Source organism: Polaribacter pacificus (assembly GCF_038024035.1).
In the GTDB taxonomy this organism is placed as follows: Bacteria; Bacteroidota; Bacteroidia; order Flavobacteriales; family Flavobacteriaceae; genus Polaribacter; species Polaribacter pacificus.
On sequence record NZ_CP150664.1, the window covers coordinates 1,288,677 to 1,306,459 of the forward strand.

Genomic DNA, 17,783 nt, shown 5'->3' on the forward strand with positions numbered 1-17,783 from the left:
TCTACGCTTTTTTTTATATCTAATAATACTATTTTTTTATAATTCTACTTCAACTTCTGTTTCTACTTTTACACTAAAACTAAAGCTATTGTCGTTTAGCTTTTCCGTTGAGAAATAATTATTCCCTCCTCCAAGAGCAATTCCTACTTTTACTTTCTTATCTTTTATAGCATCCTTAATATTAAAACTCCCATCTAAAAATGGAAGCTTATTAGGGGTTTGCTTTACAAACACATTACCTGACTGGCTTACAGCAACTTCTGTGTGTTTTCTGAAATTATCAATATCAAATGGAACACCTTCAGTTATAACATAAAAACCTAAATAACCTTCAAGATCTTCGCTTTGTGTTACGATATTTTTATAATCTGCACTTAGAGTTACTTCAACCGCCTTAAAAACAGCTGATTCAACATCATTTAACTCATCTTCATCTAAAAAATCTGTTAGATCTAAATCTACTACCTGAAAATAAATATATTCATTTTGTAAACCATTTACAGTTATTACCCCCAAAGAAACATCTTTATTTACCACCAACGGTATTGCTGTAATACCACAACCAATTAACATACTTACTATCGTAAATAGTAGTATTCCTTTTTTTAAATTTATTTTTGTTTTCATTTTTTTTATTTTTTATTTTTTTAACGAACTATTACCTAAAAGTGAATCCTACGGTTGCCGTAAACGTATTGTATTCTTGTATAGCGTAATCTGCACTGATGTTTAAGAATAATAATTTTACATTCAAGCCTAAGTTTCCTCTAAAACCACTACCGCTATAATTTAACGCTACTGGATCTGTATAGGTTTGACCAGTATTTTTAGTTTTAAACGTCCCTAATACATTAACATCAGATGTATAAGAAGATGTACCTACACCTCCAAAAACAGTTAAGAATAAAAATTTCTTGGATGCCACCAATTGAAACATGGTTGTTTTGGTATTCATTTCTAAGGCTTGTGATGGATTGTTCTTATGATCCATATAAAACTTTGATTTTACATCGTTCCAAGCGGCAAGTACAGATACATCAAATGGCAATCTTTTTACAAAAGGGATCCATTGTTTGATATCATGCATCACTCCTATTCCAAAAGTAGAAAACTCAAATTCAGGTTGTTTTTGTTCTGGAACAAATCGAATTTTAACATCTGTATTCTTCCACAAACCAACACCCAACTGCACCATGGCAGAAGGCACAATATTCTGTCCAATCTCTTCTTTAAGCCCAGAACCAGGTAAAGATGAAATAGAAATACTATTACCGCCATTGCTAAATTCTAACAACGGACGATCTGCTAATTTTTGAGAACCCAAAATGGTAGGTATCTCTACTGACGATAAATTTGTATCATCTATTTTAATATTGGTAAAATCTGCATTTCTAAAGGTAAAACTCTCTCCTTCTTTTGGCACAATGGCCCCAGTAGCAATCACCTTGATATCAAAGCCTAAAAATTTATGAGCTTTGGCTGTAGAGTACCAACCTCCATTAATACCATGCCCAAAACCGGTTGTTATTGGACTCAAATATCCTTTTAAATACGCATTGGCGTCATTGGTCCCTCCTTCTAGGATAGTCCCTAGATCTATTTGCCCAAATGAAACCGTGGTCCAAAAAGCAAAAAGCAATAGTGTTATCTTTTTTTTCATCATAAAAATTTGTTAAACTTCATCAAAAGTAACAAAAAAAACGAAAATACAACCCGTAAAAATACGGGGCTTTAGTTTTATTATGTTTTTCACTATCAGTTTCTTATCCAATTACCAACTTACAACTCAATCTTTTAAACGGAATCTGCTTTAAGATTTTATTAAATGTTGTAAATTAGCAAAAAATTAAAATCATAAAAAAATGAAAGTAACAGTTGTAGGTGCTGGAGCAGTTGGCGCAAGTTGTGCAGAGTACATTGCTATTAAAAATTTCGCTTCAGAAGTCGTTATTTTAGACATCAAGGAAGGCTTTGCAGAAGGTAAAGCAATGGATTTAATGCAAACCGCTTCATTAAACGGATTTGACACTAAAATTACAGGAAGTACAAACGATTATTCAAAAACAGCCAATTCTGATATTTGTGTAATCACTTCTGGGATTCCAAGAAAACCAGGAATGACTCGTGAAGAATTAATAGGCATCAATGCAGGAATTGTAAAGATGGTTTCTTCGAGCCTTATTGATCACTCTCCTAATACCATTATTATTGTGGTTTCTAACCCAATGGATACCATGACCTATTTAGTTCATAAAACAACTGGATTGCCTAAAAACAGAATTATTGGAATGGGTGGAGCTTTAGACTCTGCACGTTTTAAATACCGTTTGGCAGAAGCTTTAGGCGCGCCTATTTCTGATGTTGATGGTATGGTGATCGGTGGACACTCTGACAAAGGAATGGTTCCGTTAACACGTTTGGCCACAAGAAACTCAGTTCCTGTTTCAGAATTTATTTCTGAAGAAAGATTGCAACAAGTATTAGAAGACACCAAAGTTGGTGGAGCAACCTTAACTGGTTTACTTGGTACTTCTGCTTGGTATGCACCTGGTGCTGCTGTCAGTGGATTGGTACAAGCTATTGCCTGTGACCAACAAAAAATATTCCCATGTTCTACCCTTTTAGAAGGAGAGTATGGATTAAATGATTTATGTATCGGAGTTCCTGTAGTATTAGGGAAAAACGGTATAGAAAAAATCGTTGAAATTAAATTAAGCGATGCAGAAAAAGCGCAAATGCAAGAATCTGCAAAAGGCGTTAAAGCAACCAATGCTTTATTAGAATTGTAAAATTCTTTTAGAATGTATAGTAAATAAAAAATCCAGCCAAATGGCTGGATTTTTTTTGCTTTCTCTTTTCTCTTTTCTCTAAAACTATGACAACCCAGAAATAACACCATCATTGTCTATATGCATATTTTCAGAAGCTGGCACTGTTGGCAAACCTGGCATACGCATCATTTTTCCTAAGATTGGAATGATAAACTGTGCTCCTGCTGCAATCTCTATTTCACGAACCGTAACCACAAAACCTTCTGGTCTTCCAATTAATTTTTCATCATCAGAAAAAGATTTTTGTGTTTTGGCCATACAAATCGCAAAATCATTAAATCCAAGTCTATCAATCCTTCTTAAGTTTAATGCTGCTTTTTTATCATAAATCACATCATCAGCACCATATATTTCTTTAGCGATGGTCGCAATTTTATCTTTCACTGGACTTTTCCAATCATACAAAGGTTTAAACTGAGTCGCTTTGTTTTCTACAACATCAACAACAGCTGCAGCCAACTCTTTAGTCCCTTCTCCTCCTTTGGCCCATCCTTCAGACAATACCGCATGTACACCTAAGGCAGCACAAGTGCTTATAATATAGTCTACTTCTTCTTTTGAATCAGAAACAAATGAGTTGATGGCAACCACTGGCTCAATATTAAACTTTCTAATATTCTCTATATGCTTTTCTAAGTTTTTAAAACCAACTTTTACACGCTCTAAACTCGGTGTGTTGTACTCTTCAGATTTGGCTCCTCCATGATGTCTCAGGGCTCTAATAGTAGCTACCAACACCACACATTTTGGATTTAATCCAGCATAGGCAGATTTGATATTTAAAAATTTCTCAGCTCCTAAATCTGCTCCAAATCCCGCCTCAGTAACCACATAATTAGAAAGCGACAAGCCCATCTTAGTAGCTAAAATTGTATTGGTTCCTTGGGCAATATTTGCAAAAGGACCTCCGTGAATAATTGCAGGGTTTTCTTCAAGAGTTTGAACCAAGTTTGGCTTAATGGCATCCTTTAATAAAATGGCCATCGCGTTCTCTGCTTTTAAATCTCGAGCAAAAACAGGTTTATTATCATAGGTAAAGCCGATAAAAATATCGCCCAAACGCTGTTTTAAGTTTTCAAAATTTGTGGCCATACACAAAATAGCCATCACCTCAGAAGCTGGTGTGATATTAAAACCATCTTGTCTTGGCACTCCATTAGCTGTTCCTCCTAAACCAATAGTAATATCACGCAGTGCTCGATCATTCATATCAATCACGCGTTTCCACAAGATAGTTCTTGGATCAATATTTAAATTATTGACCTTGCTTTGAATATTGTTATCAATAAGTGCTGATAATAAATTGTTTGCTTTTTCAATTGCGTTAAAATCTCCCGTAAAATGCAAATTGATATCTTCCATAGGTACCACCTGAGAATATCCACCTCCTGCTGCTCCTCCTTTGATTCCAAAAACAGGACCTAAAGATGGCTCTCTTAAAACCACAGTAGCTTGCTTACCTATTTTATTAAGTCCTTCTGTTAAACCAATAGAAACGGTTGTTTTACCTTCTCCTGCAGGCGTTGGAGTTAGGGCTGTAACCAAAACAAGATTGTTTTGAGCAATTTTATCTTCATCTATAAGATCTAAAGGAAGTTTTGCCTTGTATTTGCCATACATTTCGATACGATCTTCATCAATACCTAAGCCATTTGCAATGTTTTTAATATGGGTTAATGTTTTTGCCTGTGCAATTTCAATATCTGATTTATGAGACATATAGTTAATATTAAGTTTATTTTTAATTCAATTGGCCTAAAAAAACCGAGTAAATATAAGAATTTTAAACAGTTTGAGCAGGTCAAAAAAACTAATGCTTTGAAAAACAAAATACTTATGTTACAAAATATGATAAAACAATTGCTTACTCATGTATGAAATACTATATTTGCACGTTTTTACAAAGAAGTCGATTAAAATTTAAGAGAAGATGCAAAACAAAGGACTAATCAGATTATTTGCTATCCTTTTTGGATTAGTAAGTTTATACCAATTATCATTTACCTATTTCGCAGGCAATGTTGAAGATGCTGCAAAAGTATACGCAGAAGCCAAAGCAACCGATGGTAGTGGTAAAGAACTAGCTAATTTTGAACAAAAATATTTAGATAGCGTTGGGAATATGAATATCATAAACTTAGGCTTTTCGGAGTTTAGTTATAATGATATTAAAGACAAAGAAATGAATCTTGGTCTTGATTTAAAAGGAGGAATCAATGCCGTTTTACAAGTATCTGTAAAAGATATCTTAATTGGTTTGTCTGACAATTCTAAAAACGCTGTATTTAATCAAGCTTTATTAGCTGCTGACGCTGCACAAAAGAGCAGTACAGATACTTACTTAAACTTATTTTTCGCAGAATTTGAAAAATTAAGTAACGGTACAGTAAAATTAAGTGATCCTACCATCTTTGGTAACAAATCATTGCGTGACAAAATCGACTTTAATAAAACAAACGCAGAGGTTAAGCCAATCATTCAAGAAGAAATTGACAGTTCTATAGATACTGCCTTTGAGGTTTTACGTAGTAGAATTGACAAATTTGGTGTTACACAACCAAGCATCCAACGTATAGGAAATTCTGGAAGAATCTCTATTGAATTACCTGGAGCAAAAGACATTGTTCGTGTTACCAAATTACTACAGAGCACAGCAAAATTACAATTCTGGGAAGTGTACACTAACGCAGAAGTACAGTCTTTCTTCTTTGCTGCCAATCAAAAAGCGACTGAGATTTTAAAATCAGAAAACCCATCAACTAAAAAAGATGAGGTTAAAAAAGACGATATTGATGACTTATTAAAAGGAGAAGACTCTACGAGTACTGCTAATGAGAAATCATTGTTTACCTACTTGTTTCCAAATGTTGCACAAAGTCAAGAGCAAATTAGTTCATTGGTTGCAAATGCTAAAGTTTCTGATACCGCAATGGTAAACAAACTTTTAGCAATGAAAGAAGTAAGAGCATTATTACCTAGCGATTTAAAATACGTTAAATTTTTATGGGATTATAAATCAGTTCCAAATGCAGATGGATCTGCAGATATTATTGGCTTATACGCTATCAAATCAAACAGAAATGATGTTGCTCCTATAGAAGGTGATGTTATTGTTGATGCTTCACAGGTTTTTGACCAATTAGGAAACAAACCAGAAGTGAGCATGAGCATGAACAGTGTAGGGTCTAAATTGTGGGAAAAATTAACTGGAGATAACACTGGGAAATTTGTTGCTGTAGTGTTAGATGATTATGTATATACAGCCCCTTCTGTACCAGGACCAATTGTTGGAGGAAGAACTTCTATTTCTGGTGGAACAATGACCGTAAAAGAAGCGCAAGATATTGCAACAGTATTAAAAGCGGGTAAACTTCCAGCAGCAGCAAAAATGATTGACTCTGCAGTAGTAGGGCCATCATTAGGACAAGAATCAATCGACAGTAGCTTTAACTCTTTTGGATTGGCTATCGGATTGGTTTTATTATGGATGATGTTTTATTACGGAAAAGCAGGTGCTTTTGCAAATGTAGCCTTGGCCGTAAACATTCTATTTATCTTTGGAATATTAGCATCATTTAGTGCAGTACTAACCTTACCAGGTATCGCAGGGATTATCTTAACCATTGGTATGTCTGTAGATGCAAACGTAATTATCTTTGAGAGAATCAAAGAAGGATTAAGTTCTGGAAAAGGATTAAAACTTGCTGTAGAAGATGGATTTAGTGTAAAAGGTGCCTTGTCTGCAATTATTGATGCAAACATTACAACCTTACTTACAGGTATTATCTTATATGTATTTGGCGCAGGACCTATCAAAGGATTTGCTTTAACCTTAATGATTGGTATTGCTACCTCTTTATTTACAGCAGTGTTTATTACACGTATGTTAATTGACGGTTCTGTAAACAAGAACAGCAAGATGACTTTCAATACAGCCATTTCTAAAAACTGGTTCCAAAACTTAAATGTTGAGTTCTTAAGAAAGCGTAAAATTGCTTATTTTATTTCAGGTGCAATTATTCTTGGAGGAATCATCTCTATGGCTACTTTAGGTTTAAAGCAAGGAGTAGATTTTAAAGGAGGTCGTTCTTATGTTGTTCGTTTTGATCAACCAATGAATTCTTCTGAAATATCTTCTAATTTAAAAGACGTTTTTGGTACCGCTCCTGAGGTAAAAACTTACGGTGCTAGCAACCAGTTAAAAATAACCACAGCTTTTAAAATTGACGCTGAAGGAAACTCAGTTGATGAAGAAGTTCAAAGCGCTTTATACCAAGGATTAAAATCATATTTAGGAACTACTAGCTATGAAGAATTCAAACCTGGTTTTCAAAAAGCAGGAAGTGGAATCATGAGCTATAGAAAAGTAGATCCAACCATTGCAGATGATATTAAAGTAGATGCTCTTTGGGCGGTCTTTGGTTCATTATTAGTGGTATTCTTATACATCTTATTAAGATTTAGAAAGGTATCATTTAGTATTGGTGCTGTAGCTGCAGTTTTCCATGATGTACTAATTGTAATGGGTCTTTTCTCTTTATTATACAACTTTATGCCATTTGATATGGAAATCGGAGAATCGTTTATTGCAGCCATCCTTACAGTTGTAGGGTACTCGCTGAATGATACGGTAATTATCTTTGATAGAATTAGAGAGTTTGCAGGCATCCACACAAAATGGGATTATACTAAAGTTGTAGACAAAGCTTTAAGTAGCACATTGGGTAGAACTATTAACACCTCATTAACCACCTTATTGGTAATGATGGCAATCTTCTTATTTGGAGGGGATTCTATTAGAGGATTTATGTTTGCATTGATTATTGGTGTAGTAGTAGGTACTTACTCATCTTTATTCATCGCAACTCCAATTATGTTTGACGTTTCTAAAAAAGAAAAGAAAAACAACTAATAGACTATAAAATTTTATAAAAAACCGTTTTGCAATATTTGTAAAACGGTTTTTTCATTCAATCCCAAGAGCGTATCTTTGCACTATGGAAACCATACAGTTACACGATTTACATTTTAAACCTTTTATATCTAGCAATGCTGTGGCTTCTGTTGTTACAAAGCTTGCAGAAGAGGTTTATAAAGACTGTAAAGATCTAAACCCAATGTTTATCGCTGTATTAAATGGCTCATTTATTTTAGCTGCTGATTTTGTTAGAGCTTACAAAGGTCCTTGTGAGATTTCTTTTGTAAAGCTGGCTTCTTACCAAGGAACCTCTTCTACAGAAAACATTAAACAACTAGTTGGATTAAACGAAAACTTAGAAGGTAGAACAGTTGTTATTTTAGAAGACATTGTTGATACCGGAAACACCTTAGAAGAACTGTATCGAATATTTGAAGACAAGAAAGTAAAAAATTTAAAAATTGCTACCTTGTTTTTAAAACCAACAGTGTATCAGAAAAAATTAAAGATAGACTATGTTGGAGAAAACATAGAAGATAAATTTATAGTAGGCTATGGCCTAGATTACGATGGTTTAGGAAGAAACCTTCCTGCCGTATACCAATTAACAACACACAACATGACAAACATTGTATTATTTGGCCCTCCAGGCGCAGGCAAAGGAACTCAAGCAGACGTATTAAAAGAAAAGTACAACTTGATTCATATCTCAACAGGAGATGTTTTTAGATACAATATTAAGAACAAGACTGAACTTGGACTTTTAGCAAAGAAATATATGGATGAGGGTGATTTAGTACCTGATGAAGTAACCATTAATATGCTAAAAGCAGAAGTTGAGAAAAATGAAAATGCAAAAGGCTTTATTTTTGATGGTTTTCCTAGAACAGAATCACAAGCAAAAGCTTTGGATGAGTTTTTGGCTAAAAAAGGATCTCAAATAAATGGAATGGTAGCCTTAGAAGTACCAGAAAATTTATTAGTGGAGCGCTTGTTAGAAAGAGGAAAAACTAGTGGAAGAACAGATGACACTGACGAAGCTAAAATTAGAAATCGCTTTAATGAGTACCACACAAAAACAGCTATATTAAAAGATTACTATGACAAACAAGGCACTTATTATGGTGTAAACGGTGTAGGCTCTATAGAAGAGATTACAACGCGTTTGTCTACTGTTTTCGACACACTATAACATTAGATTGAGCATAAAAATACTTTTATCCTCAATCCAAACAACAAGAAACCATGACTGAAGGAAATTTTGTCGATTATATTAAAGTATTTGCCTCTTCTGGAAAAGGTGGTAGCGGGTCTATGCATTTACATAGAGAAAAGTTTATCACAAAGGGAGGACCTGATGGTGGTGATGGTGGCCGTGGTGGTCATGTAATCATTCGTGGCGATAAAAATATGTGGACTTTATTTCACCTAAAGTTTAAAAGACACTTTAGAGCAGATCATGGAGGTTCTGGAAGTAAAAGTAGAAGTACTGGACATGATGGTAATGATGTATATGTTAATGTTCCTTTGGGGACTATTATTCGCGACTCTGAAACCAATGAAATCCTTTTTGAAATCACCAAAGATCAAGAAGAAGTTGTGTTGTTAAGAGGTGGAAAAGGTGGCCTAGGAAACTGGCACTTTAAATCATCAACCAACCAAACACCTCGATATGCTCAACCGGGAATGGACGGTGCAGACGGATGGTTTTTACTAGAATTAAAATTATTAGCAGACGTAGGTTTAGTTGGATTCCCGAATGCAGGAAAATCTACCTTACTATCTGTGATAACTTCTGCAAAACCAAAAATTGCCGATTATGCTTTTACAACGCTAAAACCCAATTTAGGCATCGTAGAGTATCGTGATTTTAAAAGTTTTGTGATTGCTGATATCCCTGGAATTATTGAAGGAGCTGCAGAAGGAAAAGGCCTTGGGCATCGATTCTTAAGACATATAGAACGTAATTCTACGCTATTATTTTTGATTCCTGCTGACAGTGAAGACATCTTAAAAGAATATAAAATTTTATTGAACGAGCTTCGTACGCACAATCCAGAATTGTTAGATAAGAACCGTTTATTGGCCATTTCTAAAGATGATATGTTAGATGATGAGCTAAGAGCAGAGATTACAAAAGAACTGCCTAAAGAAATACCTCATATTTTCTTTTCTTCAATTGCTCAAACTGGACTTACAGAATTAAAAGATCAGTTGTGGAAAATGCTAAACGAATAGTAAAATAAATTTTAAAGAATTAAGAAGACTTTCCAATATGGGAAGTCTTTTTATTTTACGGAAATCTCAATGGGCAATTGATAATTTGTGGCTACAGGAATACCTCTTTTGATGGCTGGAAATAGGGTTGGTAAACTCATTAAACTCACATTAATCAAACTGTCTATAACAGGAATTGCTTTTCTAAGCTGATCCGTTGCACTAATACTCTTTAGCGTTGCTTTCCCTTTGTTATCAATTGCTATATGCACCTGAATAACCTCTTCTATAGGTTGATGAACACTGATTTTTTGACTAGAAAGACTTTTAAAAAGGTGCTCGTGTATGGTCGTTCTAAAACATGCTGTTTTTTCTTCTTTATTAATCAGTGAATCACAGACAGCAAAAGAAGGTGACACATCTACAGATGAAAAATCAATCAGTTCATCAAAGCCTTTTGTATCTGTGGTTGTACCCGAAGAGAAAAACTGACAAGATTGAAATAGTATCAAAATACCTAAAAGAAAAAAAACACGTAGTCGCATAAGTTTCTATAACTTAAGTAAAAGTACAATTAATTCACGGTACTTAAAAACAAGAAGACCTTGAAAAAACAGAAAGCTACACAAAGACAATGTTACTTATTGTACATTAAAAGAAATAGGAAACGAATACTTAATAGAAACAGGCTTACCCCTTTGGGTTGCCGGTTTCATGGTTGGAACTAATTTAAGAACTCTTAAGGCTTCAGCTTCTAGAGAGCTATGAGCTGCCTGTATCTTAATATCACTGATTACTCCTTCTTCATTGATCATAAAAGCAGATGTAATTTTTTGAACTCCCATTTCAAGACCGAGTTCAGAAGCAAGACCTGCATTAAAATTTTGAACAAAAAAAGCTTTAAGACTCGTATCTAAACAAGATTTTATAGCTGTGTTATCACCATTACACCCTGGATATACTGGCGCTGTTTGGACGATGACAAAATCTGTTTCTGACTCTATGGTAGTGCTATCTTTTTTAACCTTTATTGGGTCAATAGCTGTGGGTACCTCTATTGAATCTTTTTTAACAACATCCTTTACCTGTGGTGTGGGTGTAGTAGGGGATTCCAATTTATCCTTCACCTCTACAAAGAAATTCAAAACTTCCTGGTACTCATCTGTAGTTTTGTCTTTTACTTCTAGAAAATACGCATCTAAAGCCACCTTAGCAAGGATATAGTTTTTCTCTTTAAACGCTGCCTTGGCTTTTAAAAATTGAGGATGAACTTTTTTCTCTTGTGGAAGTACTTTTACCGTGGTGGTATCTTTGTCTCCTCCTGTTTCTTCTTTGGGTAATTTGTCTACTGCATCTTTAATTTCGACATACTGTAAAAGCATATCTGAATACTCTTTTGATTTTTTGTTTTTACTAAGAACAAAATATTGTTTGGCGTATTTTTGAGCCAAAAGAAAATTCTTTTTTTGCACATAGAGTTTTGCTCCAAAAATAGCAACATCGGTACTTTTAATCCCGTCTAAATATTTAACAGATTTCTCTAAGTAATTGGTTGCTTTTTCAAAGTCTCCTCCTTCAAAACTCGTTGCAGCTTTCTGTAAATATATTCTCGCAATATCTTTATTATCTTGAGAATACAAGCTAACAGAAATGAGTAATACTAAAAAAAATACTATTTGTTTTATCACAGCCCTAACTAATTTTCAACAAAGATAATTAATTTAACATTGTTAGAAAAAGGAGTTAGACAGACTATTCCTTTTTTCTTTTCATAAAAGCATCCTTTTTAATCTCATCCATTCTTTTTTTTACAAAAAGAGTCATGTCTTTATCCCTGTACTCAAACATGTTTAGATAATCTTGATATCGCTCTAATACTATCTTTTTATCGGCATAAAAAGAATCAGTAGTCAAGGCATATTGGTATAAAGCCATATGGCTTCGATTATTTTCTTTAACAGACAAACCAAACATTTCCATGGCTTTTTTAAGATTGTTAAGCTCTAGCTCCAAAACCCCTAAACTGTAATATTCTTCATGTCTTGATTTCTTTCCGGCAGAAATTGCTCGATAGTAATTAAACCGAGCTTTTTGATATTCTTTTCTGACCTTTTCTATATGTCCTAAGTAGGTAAAATGACTAAAATCATCAGGATCTAAAGCTCCGACCTTCTTAAACTCAAGCTCAGCTTTGTCATAGATTCCTAGGTTAAAATAACTTTTTGCTAGCATTTTTTTTGTAAAAACATCATCGGGCTCTAGACTGTCAATTTTTTGTAAATAATCAACAGCTATGTGGTATTTTCTTTCCCGATACAGTTCGTTAATTTTTAACTTGTTTAAATTGATGTCCAAAGAATCCAATTGCAAGCCTTTGTTCAAAAAAATTCGGGCAGAATCTTTAACTTTTAGGGCTGTATAGGTCTTTGCCAACTGATAAACAGCAGGCACAAAACTGGTGTCTTTTTTATACGATGTTAAAAAATTTTGAATCATCCCATTTCCATCCTTCTCCTTAAAACTAATTAAAGCCAATTGATAGTTGTAATTAGGGTTCTCAGTGTCCAATACGGTTAACCTGGTAAAGATTCCTTTTGCCAACTCAAGTTGATTGGTGCGCAAATACAGTTTTCCTAGCTGATAGCCCAAGGTTAAATTTTTAGGGTTCTGTGCTATTATTTGCTCATAAATTGCAATTGCTTTGCTGTATTTTTTTAATGATTGATAACTCTTACCCAACATCAATTGAGCACTGTAATTATCTTCCAAAAAAAGTGACTGTTTGTAATTCTCGACAGCCTTTTGATGGTTGTCTATAGACGTATATATTTTACCAATCTTATAATAGCTGCTGTAAGTTTGTGGGTTTATTTGTTTAAGTTCCTTGAGGGCTATTTGATACCGACCTCTTTCTAACAAACTATCGATACGAGAAAAAGTAGCAGTTTGCGCTGCTACTTTTAAAGTAAACCCCATTAAGAGTACAAGAAATACCTTTTTCATAAGGTGTTTTTATTTTACGCTAAATGAAATTGGTAGGGTATAACGTATCCCAACGGCTTTCCCTCTTTGTCTTGCAGGTTGCATTTTTGGTAACATACTCGCTACTCTAACTGCCTCTGCTTTCAGTTTTGGATGTGGCGCACGCGCATTGACGTCGGTAATATTACCAGTTTCATCAATTCGAAACACGACATAAATTTTCTTTCTCCCAGAAGGAAGGTCAAGGTTTTGAGCCATGCTTGCATCAAAGTCCTTTAAAACAAAACTTTTAATGCTACTATTTAAACAATCCATAATTTCTTGTTTTGTTCCGCTACAACCAGGGTAAATAGGCAGCTCTTCGACAATATTCATAGGAACATCCTTTGGATTGGTATTTACTTTCTGTGAAACTTGTTTCGCTGTTGACAATCTTTCTCCAGCACCATAAAAACTTATAGGCAAGGTAAAAGTCATTCCAACTGGTTTCCCATCTTTTATTGCTGGCTCTATACTAGGTAACATATTAATAACACGAAGCGTCTCTTCTTTTAAAGAAGGGCTTGGAGCTCTTACTTTAACATCTTTCAAAACACCTGTTTTATCAACGGTAAATAAGGCATAAATCTTACCTTTAGACGGATTCAAGCTCTCATCATTTAACAGCTCTTTTTTAAAGTTTTTATGAATAAAATACTGTACAATTGAGCCAAAGTCTCCTTCGTTAGGAACATATCTATTGGCATCATCAGCTGTTGAATCATAATCTAAGACAACCTCCTCAACCATAATTGTAGGCAGCTTATCTACCTCTGTCACATTCATATTGGTCTGTTTCTCTTGAACAGGAACCTCAATTATATCTTGGCTTTTTTCACAAGAAGTATACACCAAAATACTTGCTAACATCGGCAACAACAACATGTATTTTGCCTTTTTAAACGGGTTGGATTTGTTTTTTTTCATCATGGTAATTCGTTTTTTAATAAGTGATTGTTTTTGAAATTGATTGACAAATGATACATTTTCAACCTGAAAAGCTTCGGATAGTAGTTTGTTAAAATAATCTTGTTTATCAGTGGTTTTGACCATTTCAGAATCTGAGATATACTCATGCAATAAGGTGATTCTTTTTTGATAGATATAAATCATCGGGTTAAACCACATGGTGATCCGCAAAAACTCAAAGAATAACAAATCTATCGAGTGTTTTTGACGACTGTGCACCAACTCATGCTGAATGATTTTTTCTTGTTTGTCTTCTGATATGTTTTTCCCTAAAAAGATAAAATGAAAAAATGAAAAGGCTTTGCTTTGTTTACTAAGCATAATCAGTTTATAAAACTTTTTATCAATTTGTTCATTTTGAATGATTAAGCGGATAATCTTATAAAGCTTTACACAAAAAACGATGGCAAAAAACAAGACTCCTATACCGTATAACAGATTCAAATAATCAACAGAGCTAACTGCACTCATTGATTCTTGACTAAGATTATTTTGAGCTGTTAAAATGGTCTCAGGAAAATACATTACAAAATCTTGAGCTACGCTTTGCTGCAAACTCGAGATTTTTACAAAAGGCAATACAAAAGACAAAATTGGAGTCCCTAATAAATACCATCTGTTGTACCCATGAAAGGTTTCTTTGCTTAAAAAGAAATCATAAACCGCCAAAAAAAGTACCTGAATTACGATTACCTGTATAATATATGTTGCCATAACTATTCCTTTTTTTGATTAATTTCTTTAAGAACACTCTCTAGCTCTGAAACATCCATATCATTTTTCTGAACGAAAAAAGAAACCATGCTTTTAAACGAGCCTCCAAAATAACCATCCATAATTTTTTGCAAGCTTTGATTGCTATACGATGATTTTTTAACCAAGGGATGATACACATACCCTCTACCCTTTGCTTTGTGGCCAACAAATTCTTTGGTCTCTAAAATTCTAATAATGGTAGACACCGTATTGTAAGCAGGTTTTGGTTTTGGTAACTGATCAATAACTTCTTTTACTGAAGCTACTTCCAAATCCCATAAAACTTGCATAATCTGCTCTTCTGCTTTTGTCAATTGTTTCTCCATTTTTTAATAAATTTTGTAGTTCTACACGACAAATATAACTAATTATCTAGTTTAAACTAATTTTTTAGTTAAAAATTTATTCGTAACAAAGTTTTTGTACTTTCGTCTTATACAAAACACAACTATGGATATTCTATTACTAAGTATAGGTCTGCTATGTATTTTTCTGGGGATTGTAGGCGCTTTTCTTCCTGTGCTCCCTGGCCCCTTAACCAGCTGGGTTGGTTTTTTATTTTTACATTATACAAAAGCAGTACCAGCTGATTATACGTTTTTGAGCATCACTTTTGCCATAGCCTTATTTGTATATATTATCGATTATTTTATCCCTGCAATGGGAGCTAAAAAATTTGGAGGAAGTAAATACGGTATCTATGGGACCACTATTGGATTGCTCATCGGCCTGTTTATACCCATTCCGTTTGGAATTATTATAGGAGCCTTTCTTGGAGCATTTATTGGTGAAATTATTCATGACAGCACAGATACCAATAGAGCGATGAAAGCTTCTTTAGGTTCTTTGCTGGGGTTTCTGGTCTCGACAGGAATAAAATTTGGAGTTGGGCTGGCCTTTGCATGGCTTTATATAGACACTGTTTGGGAGTACAAATCTGCATTTTTTTAACTAGAAGACAAAAAAAAAGCGACCCATCTCAGGGTAGCTTTCCATTGGTTAACAAAACCAAGGCACTTTTACTAAAGTACCAAAACAACACAACTAATTGCTACTTTTAAAAAAAGCAGCCTGCAAATATAAGAGGTTTTTTTTAATCTACAATAGTATTGCCTTAAAACTAAAAAAATCTAAGGCCTAGTGCATTGCTTAATTCTCCAATTGATTGTATCTTTGCCGCTTTACAAATCTCCTTATAAACAAAAGGTATTATGCAATTATCAGAACAAGAAGTTGTACGAAGAGAAAAGCTTTCTAAATTACGTCAACTAGGCATCAACCCATATCCCGCTGACTTATACCCAGTTACCGATAACTCAAAACAAATAAAAGCTGATTTTGAGCTTGGAAAAAAGGTAGTCATCGCTGGTCGTTTAATGTCTAGGAGAATCCAAGGAAAAGCTTCTTTTGCAGAAATTCAAGATTCTGAAGGAAGAATCCAAGTGTATTTTAACCGAGATGAGATTTGTTTGGGCGAGGATAAAACCTTGTATAATGACGTATATAAGAAATTATTAGACATTGGAGATTTTGTTGGGATTGAAGGAGAATTATTTACCACACAAGTTGGTGAAAAAAGTGTTCGAGTTCAAAAATTTACCCTACTAAGCAAGTCTTTAAAACCTTTGCCGCTTCCAAAAACTGATGCAGAAGGAAATTCTTTTGATCAATTTAACGATCCGGAGATGCGTTATAGACAACGCTATGCTGATTTGGTTGTAAACCCACATGTAAAAGAGGTTTTTGTTAAAAGAACGAAATTGTTTAATGCCATGCGTACGTTTTTTAACGACGCTGGATATTTTGAAGTTGAAACACCGGTATTACAACCGATTCCTGGAGGGGCAGCTGCAAGACCTTTTATTACCCACCACAATTCATTAGACATTCCATTGTATATGAGAATTGCCAATGAGTTGTATTTAAAGAGACTTATTGTTGGAGGTTTTGAAGGTGTTTATGAGTTTTCAAAAAACTTTAGAAATGAAGGAATGGACAGAACTCACAACCCTGAGTTTACTGCCATGGAAATATATGTAGCCTATAAAGACTACAACTGGATGATGAGCTTTTGTGAACAATTACTAGAGCACTGTGCAATTGCAGTAAACGGAACATCGAAAGCTGTATTTGGAGAACATGAAATTGATTTTAAAGCTCCTTATGCTCGTGTAACAATGGCTGATTCTATCAAACATTTTACAGGTTTTGACATTACAGGAAAAACTGAAGACGAAATTAGAGCCGCTGCAAAAGGCATGGGAATTAGCGTGGATGGAACCATGGGGAAAGGAAAATTAATCGATGAGATTTTTGGTGAAAAATGTGAAGGAAATTACATACAGCCAACATTTATCACTGACTATCCAAAAGAAATGAGCCCTTTGTGTAAAGAACACAGAGAGAACCCTGAGCTAACAGAGCGTTTTGAATTGATGGTTTGTGGTAAAGAAATTGCCAACGCCTATTCTGAGCTTAACGATCCTATTGATCAACGCGAACGTTTTGAACACCAATTAAAACTGGCACAAAAAGGAGATGATGAGGCTACAGAATTTATAGATTTTGATTTCTTAAGAGCTTTAGAATACGGAATGCCTCCTACATCAGGTATGGGAATTGGTATGGATCGTTTGATTATGTTTTTAACCAACAACCAATCCATTCAAGAAGTCCTATTTTTCCCACAAATGAGACCAGAGAAAACTGCGGTAGCTGTAGAATTGAATGACGAAGAAAAAGCGGTTTTAGAACTTATTACCAAAGCAGAAAAAATTGACTTAAACGAATTAAAAACTCAGAGTGGCTTATCCAATAAGAAATGGGATAAAACCATTAAGCACTTAACCAATAACAAGGTTGCCAAAGTTTCAAAAACTGACATAGGTTTGTTTGTAGAGTTGGTATAAAAGACCCTATATAAAATACAAAAGGAATAGAACAATATTAATGATTGATCTATTCCTTTTTTTTTGTTTTTAGCCTCACTCATAATGAATTAGCTTCACCGAAGCATCTAAAAAGTTAAAAAAAAGCTAAAAAAGTAATTCCTTTAACATTTCTTTAAGATT

Annotated in this window: 14 protein-coding genes; 6 read left to right on the top strand and 8 right to left on the bottom strand. The window is 34.2% G+C overall.

Going from position 1 to position 17,783, the window contains the following annotated elements; translation table 11 throughout:
• Nucleotides 1-36 precede the first annotated feature (36 nt).
• Both WHC90_RS05865 and WHC90_RS05870 read right to left on the bottom strand, forming a co-directional pair.
• Complete coding sequence (locus WHC90_RS05865) at nucleotides 37-627, bottom strand: hypothetical protein (protein ID WP_188597551.1); 591 nt, start codon at nucleotides 625-627, stop codon at nucleotides 37-39.
• Nucleotides 628-658: 31 nt separating this feature from the next.
• A complete protein-coding gene (locus WHC90_RS05870) occupies nucleotides 659-1,663 on the bottom strand; it encodes a DUF6588 family protein (RefSeq protein ID WP_188597552.1) in 1,005 nt (334 codons plus the stop codon).
• A gap of 199 nt (nucleotides 1,664-1,862) precedes the next feature.
• Here WHC90_RS05870 and mdh point away from each other — a divergent pair, with 199 nt between their 5' ends.
• Complete coding sequence (gene mdh, locus WHC90_RS05875; protein ID WP_188597553.1) at nucleotides 1,863-2,789, top strand: malate dehydrogenase; 927 nt, start codon at nucleotides 1,863-1,865, stop codon at nucleotides 2,787-2,789.
• Between the two features lie 84 nt (nucleotides 2,790-2,873).
• Here the strand turns inward: mdh and WHC90_RS05880 are convergent, their stop codons facing one another.
• Complete coding sequence (locus tag WHC90_RS05880) at nucleotides 2,874-4,550, bottom strand: formate--tetrahydrofolate ligase (protein WP_188597554.1); 1,677 nt, start codon at nucleotides 4,548-4,550, stop codon at nucleotides 2,874-2,876.
• 211 nt (nucleotides 4,551-4,761) lie between these two features.
• On the opposite strand from WHC90_RS05880, the gene secDF reads away from it, so the two are divergent.
• The 3 genes from secDF (at nucleotide 4,762) to obgE (ending at nucleotide 9,987) form a co-directional block, all read left to right on the top strand.
• Entirely contained in the window at nucleotides 4,762-7,743 is a 2,982-nt protein-coding gene (gene secDF / locus WHC90_RS05885; protein ID WP_188597555.1) for a protein translocase subunit SecDF, read from the top strand.
• Between the two features lie 85 nt (nucleotides 7,744-7,828).
• Nucleotides 7,829-8,941: an adenylate kinase gene (locus WHC90_RS05890; protein ID WP_188597556.1), complete on the top strand. Its 1,113-nt coding sequence runs from the start codon at nucleotides 7,829-7,831 to the stop codon at nucleotides 8,939-8,941.
• Nucleotides 8,942-8,994: 53 nt separating this feature from the next.
• Nucleotides 8,995-9,987 carry a GTPase ObgE gene (gene obgE / locus WHC90_RS05895; RefSeq protein ID WP_188597557.1) on the top strand — a complete coding sequence of 331 codons (993 nt, stop codon included), beginning with the start codon at nucleotides 8,995-8,997 and terminating at the stop codon, nucleotides 9,985-9,987.
• 50 nt (nucleotides 9,988-10,037) lie between these two features.
• On the opposite strand, the gene WHC90_RS05900 is transcribed toward obgE, so the two are convergent.
• The 5 genes from WHC90_RS05900 to WHC90_RS05920 all read right to left on the bottom strand — a co-directional run bounded on the left by WHC90_RS05900 (nucleotide 10,038) and on the right by WHC90_RS05920 (nucleotide 15,038).
• A complete protein-coding gene (locus WHC90_RS05900) occupies nucleotides 10,038-10,511 on the bottom strand; it encodes a hypothetical protein (protein ID WP_188597558.1) in 474 nt (157 codons plus the stop codon).
• Between the two features lie 96 nt (nucleotides 10,512-10,607).
• Nucleotides 10,608-11,654, bottom strand: coding sequence for an energy transducer TonB (locus WHC90_RS05905; protein WP_188597559.1), 1,047 nt, complete (start codon nucleotides 11,652-11,654; stop codon nucleotides 10,608-10,610).
• A 64-nt stretch (nucleotides 11,655-11,718) separates the two neighbouring features.
• Complete coding sequence (locus WHC90_RS05910) at nucleotides 11,719-12,969, bottom strand: tetratricopeptide repeat protein (protein ID WP_188597560.1); 1,251 nt, start codon at nucleotides 12,967-12,969, stop codon at nucleotides 11,719-11,721.
• Between the two features lie 9 nt (nucleotides 12,970-12,978).
• Complete coding sequence (locus WHC90_RS05915; protein WP_188597561.1) at nucleotides 12,979-14,670, bottom strand: M56 family metallopeptidase; 1,692 nt, start codon at nucleotides 14,668-14,670, stop codon at nucleotides 12,979-12,981.
• Between the two features lie 2 nt (nucleotides 14,671-14,672).
• Nucleotides 14,673-15,038 carry a BlaI/MecI/CopY family transcriptional regulator gene (locus tag WHC90_RS05920; protein ID WP_188597562.1) on the bottom strand — a complete coding sequence of 122 codons (366 nt, stop codon included), beginning with the start codon at nucleotides 15,036-15,038 and terminating at the stop codon, nucleotides 14,673-14,675.
• A 124-nt stretch (nucleotides 15,039-15,162) separates the two neighbouring features.
• Here WHC90_RS05920 and WHC90_RS05925 point away from each other — a divergent pair, with 124 nt between their 5' ends.
• Together WHC90_RS05925 and lysS are read left to right on the top strand one after the other, a co-directional pair.
• The gene (locus tag WHC90_RS05925; RefSeq protein ID WP_188597563.1) at nucleotides 15,163-15,663 is read left to right on the top strand and encodes a DUF456 domain-containing protein; all 501 of its coding nucleotides are present in this window, start codon (nucleotides 15,163-15,165) and stop codon (nucleotides 15,661-15,663) included.
• A gap of 260 nt (nucleotides 15,664-15,923) precedes the next feature.
• Complete coding sequence (gene lysS, locus WHC90_RS05930; protein ID WP_188597564.1) at nucleotides 15,924-17,621, top strand: lysine--tRNA ligase; 1,698 nt, start codon at nucleotides 15,924-15,926, stop codon at nucleotides 17,619-17,621.
• Nucleotides 17,622-17,783 lie beyond the last annotated feature (162 nt).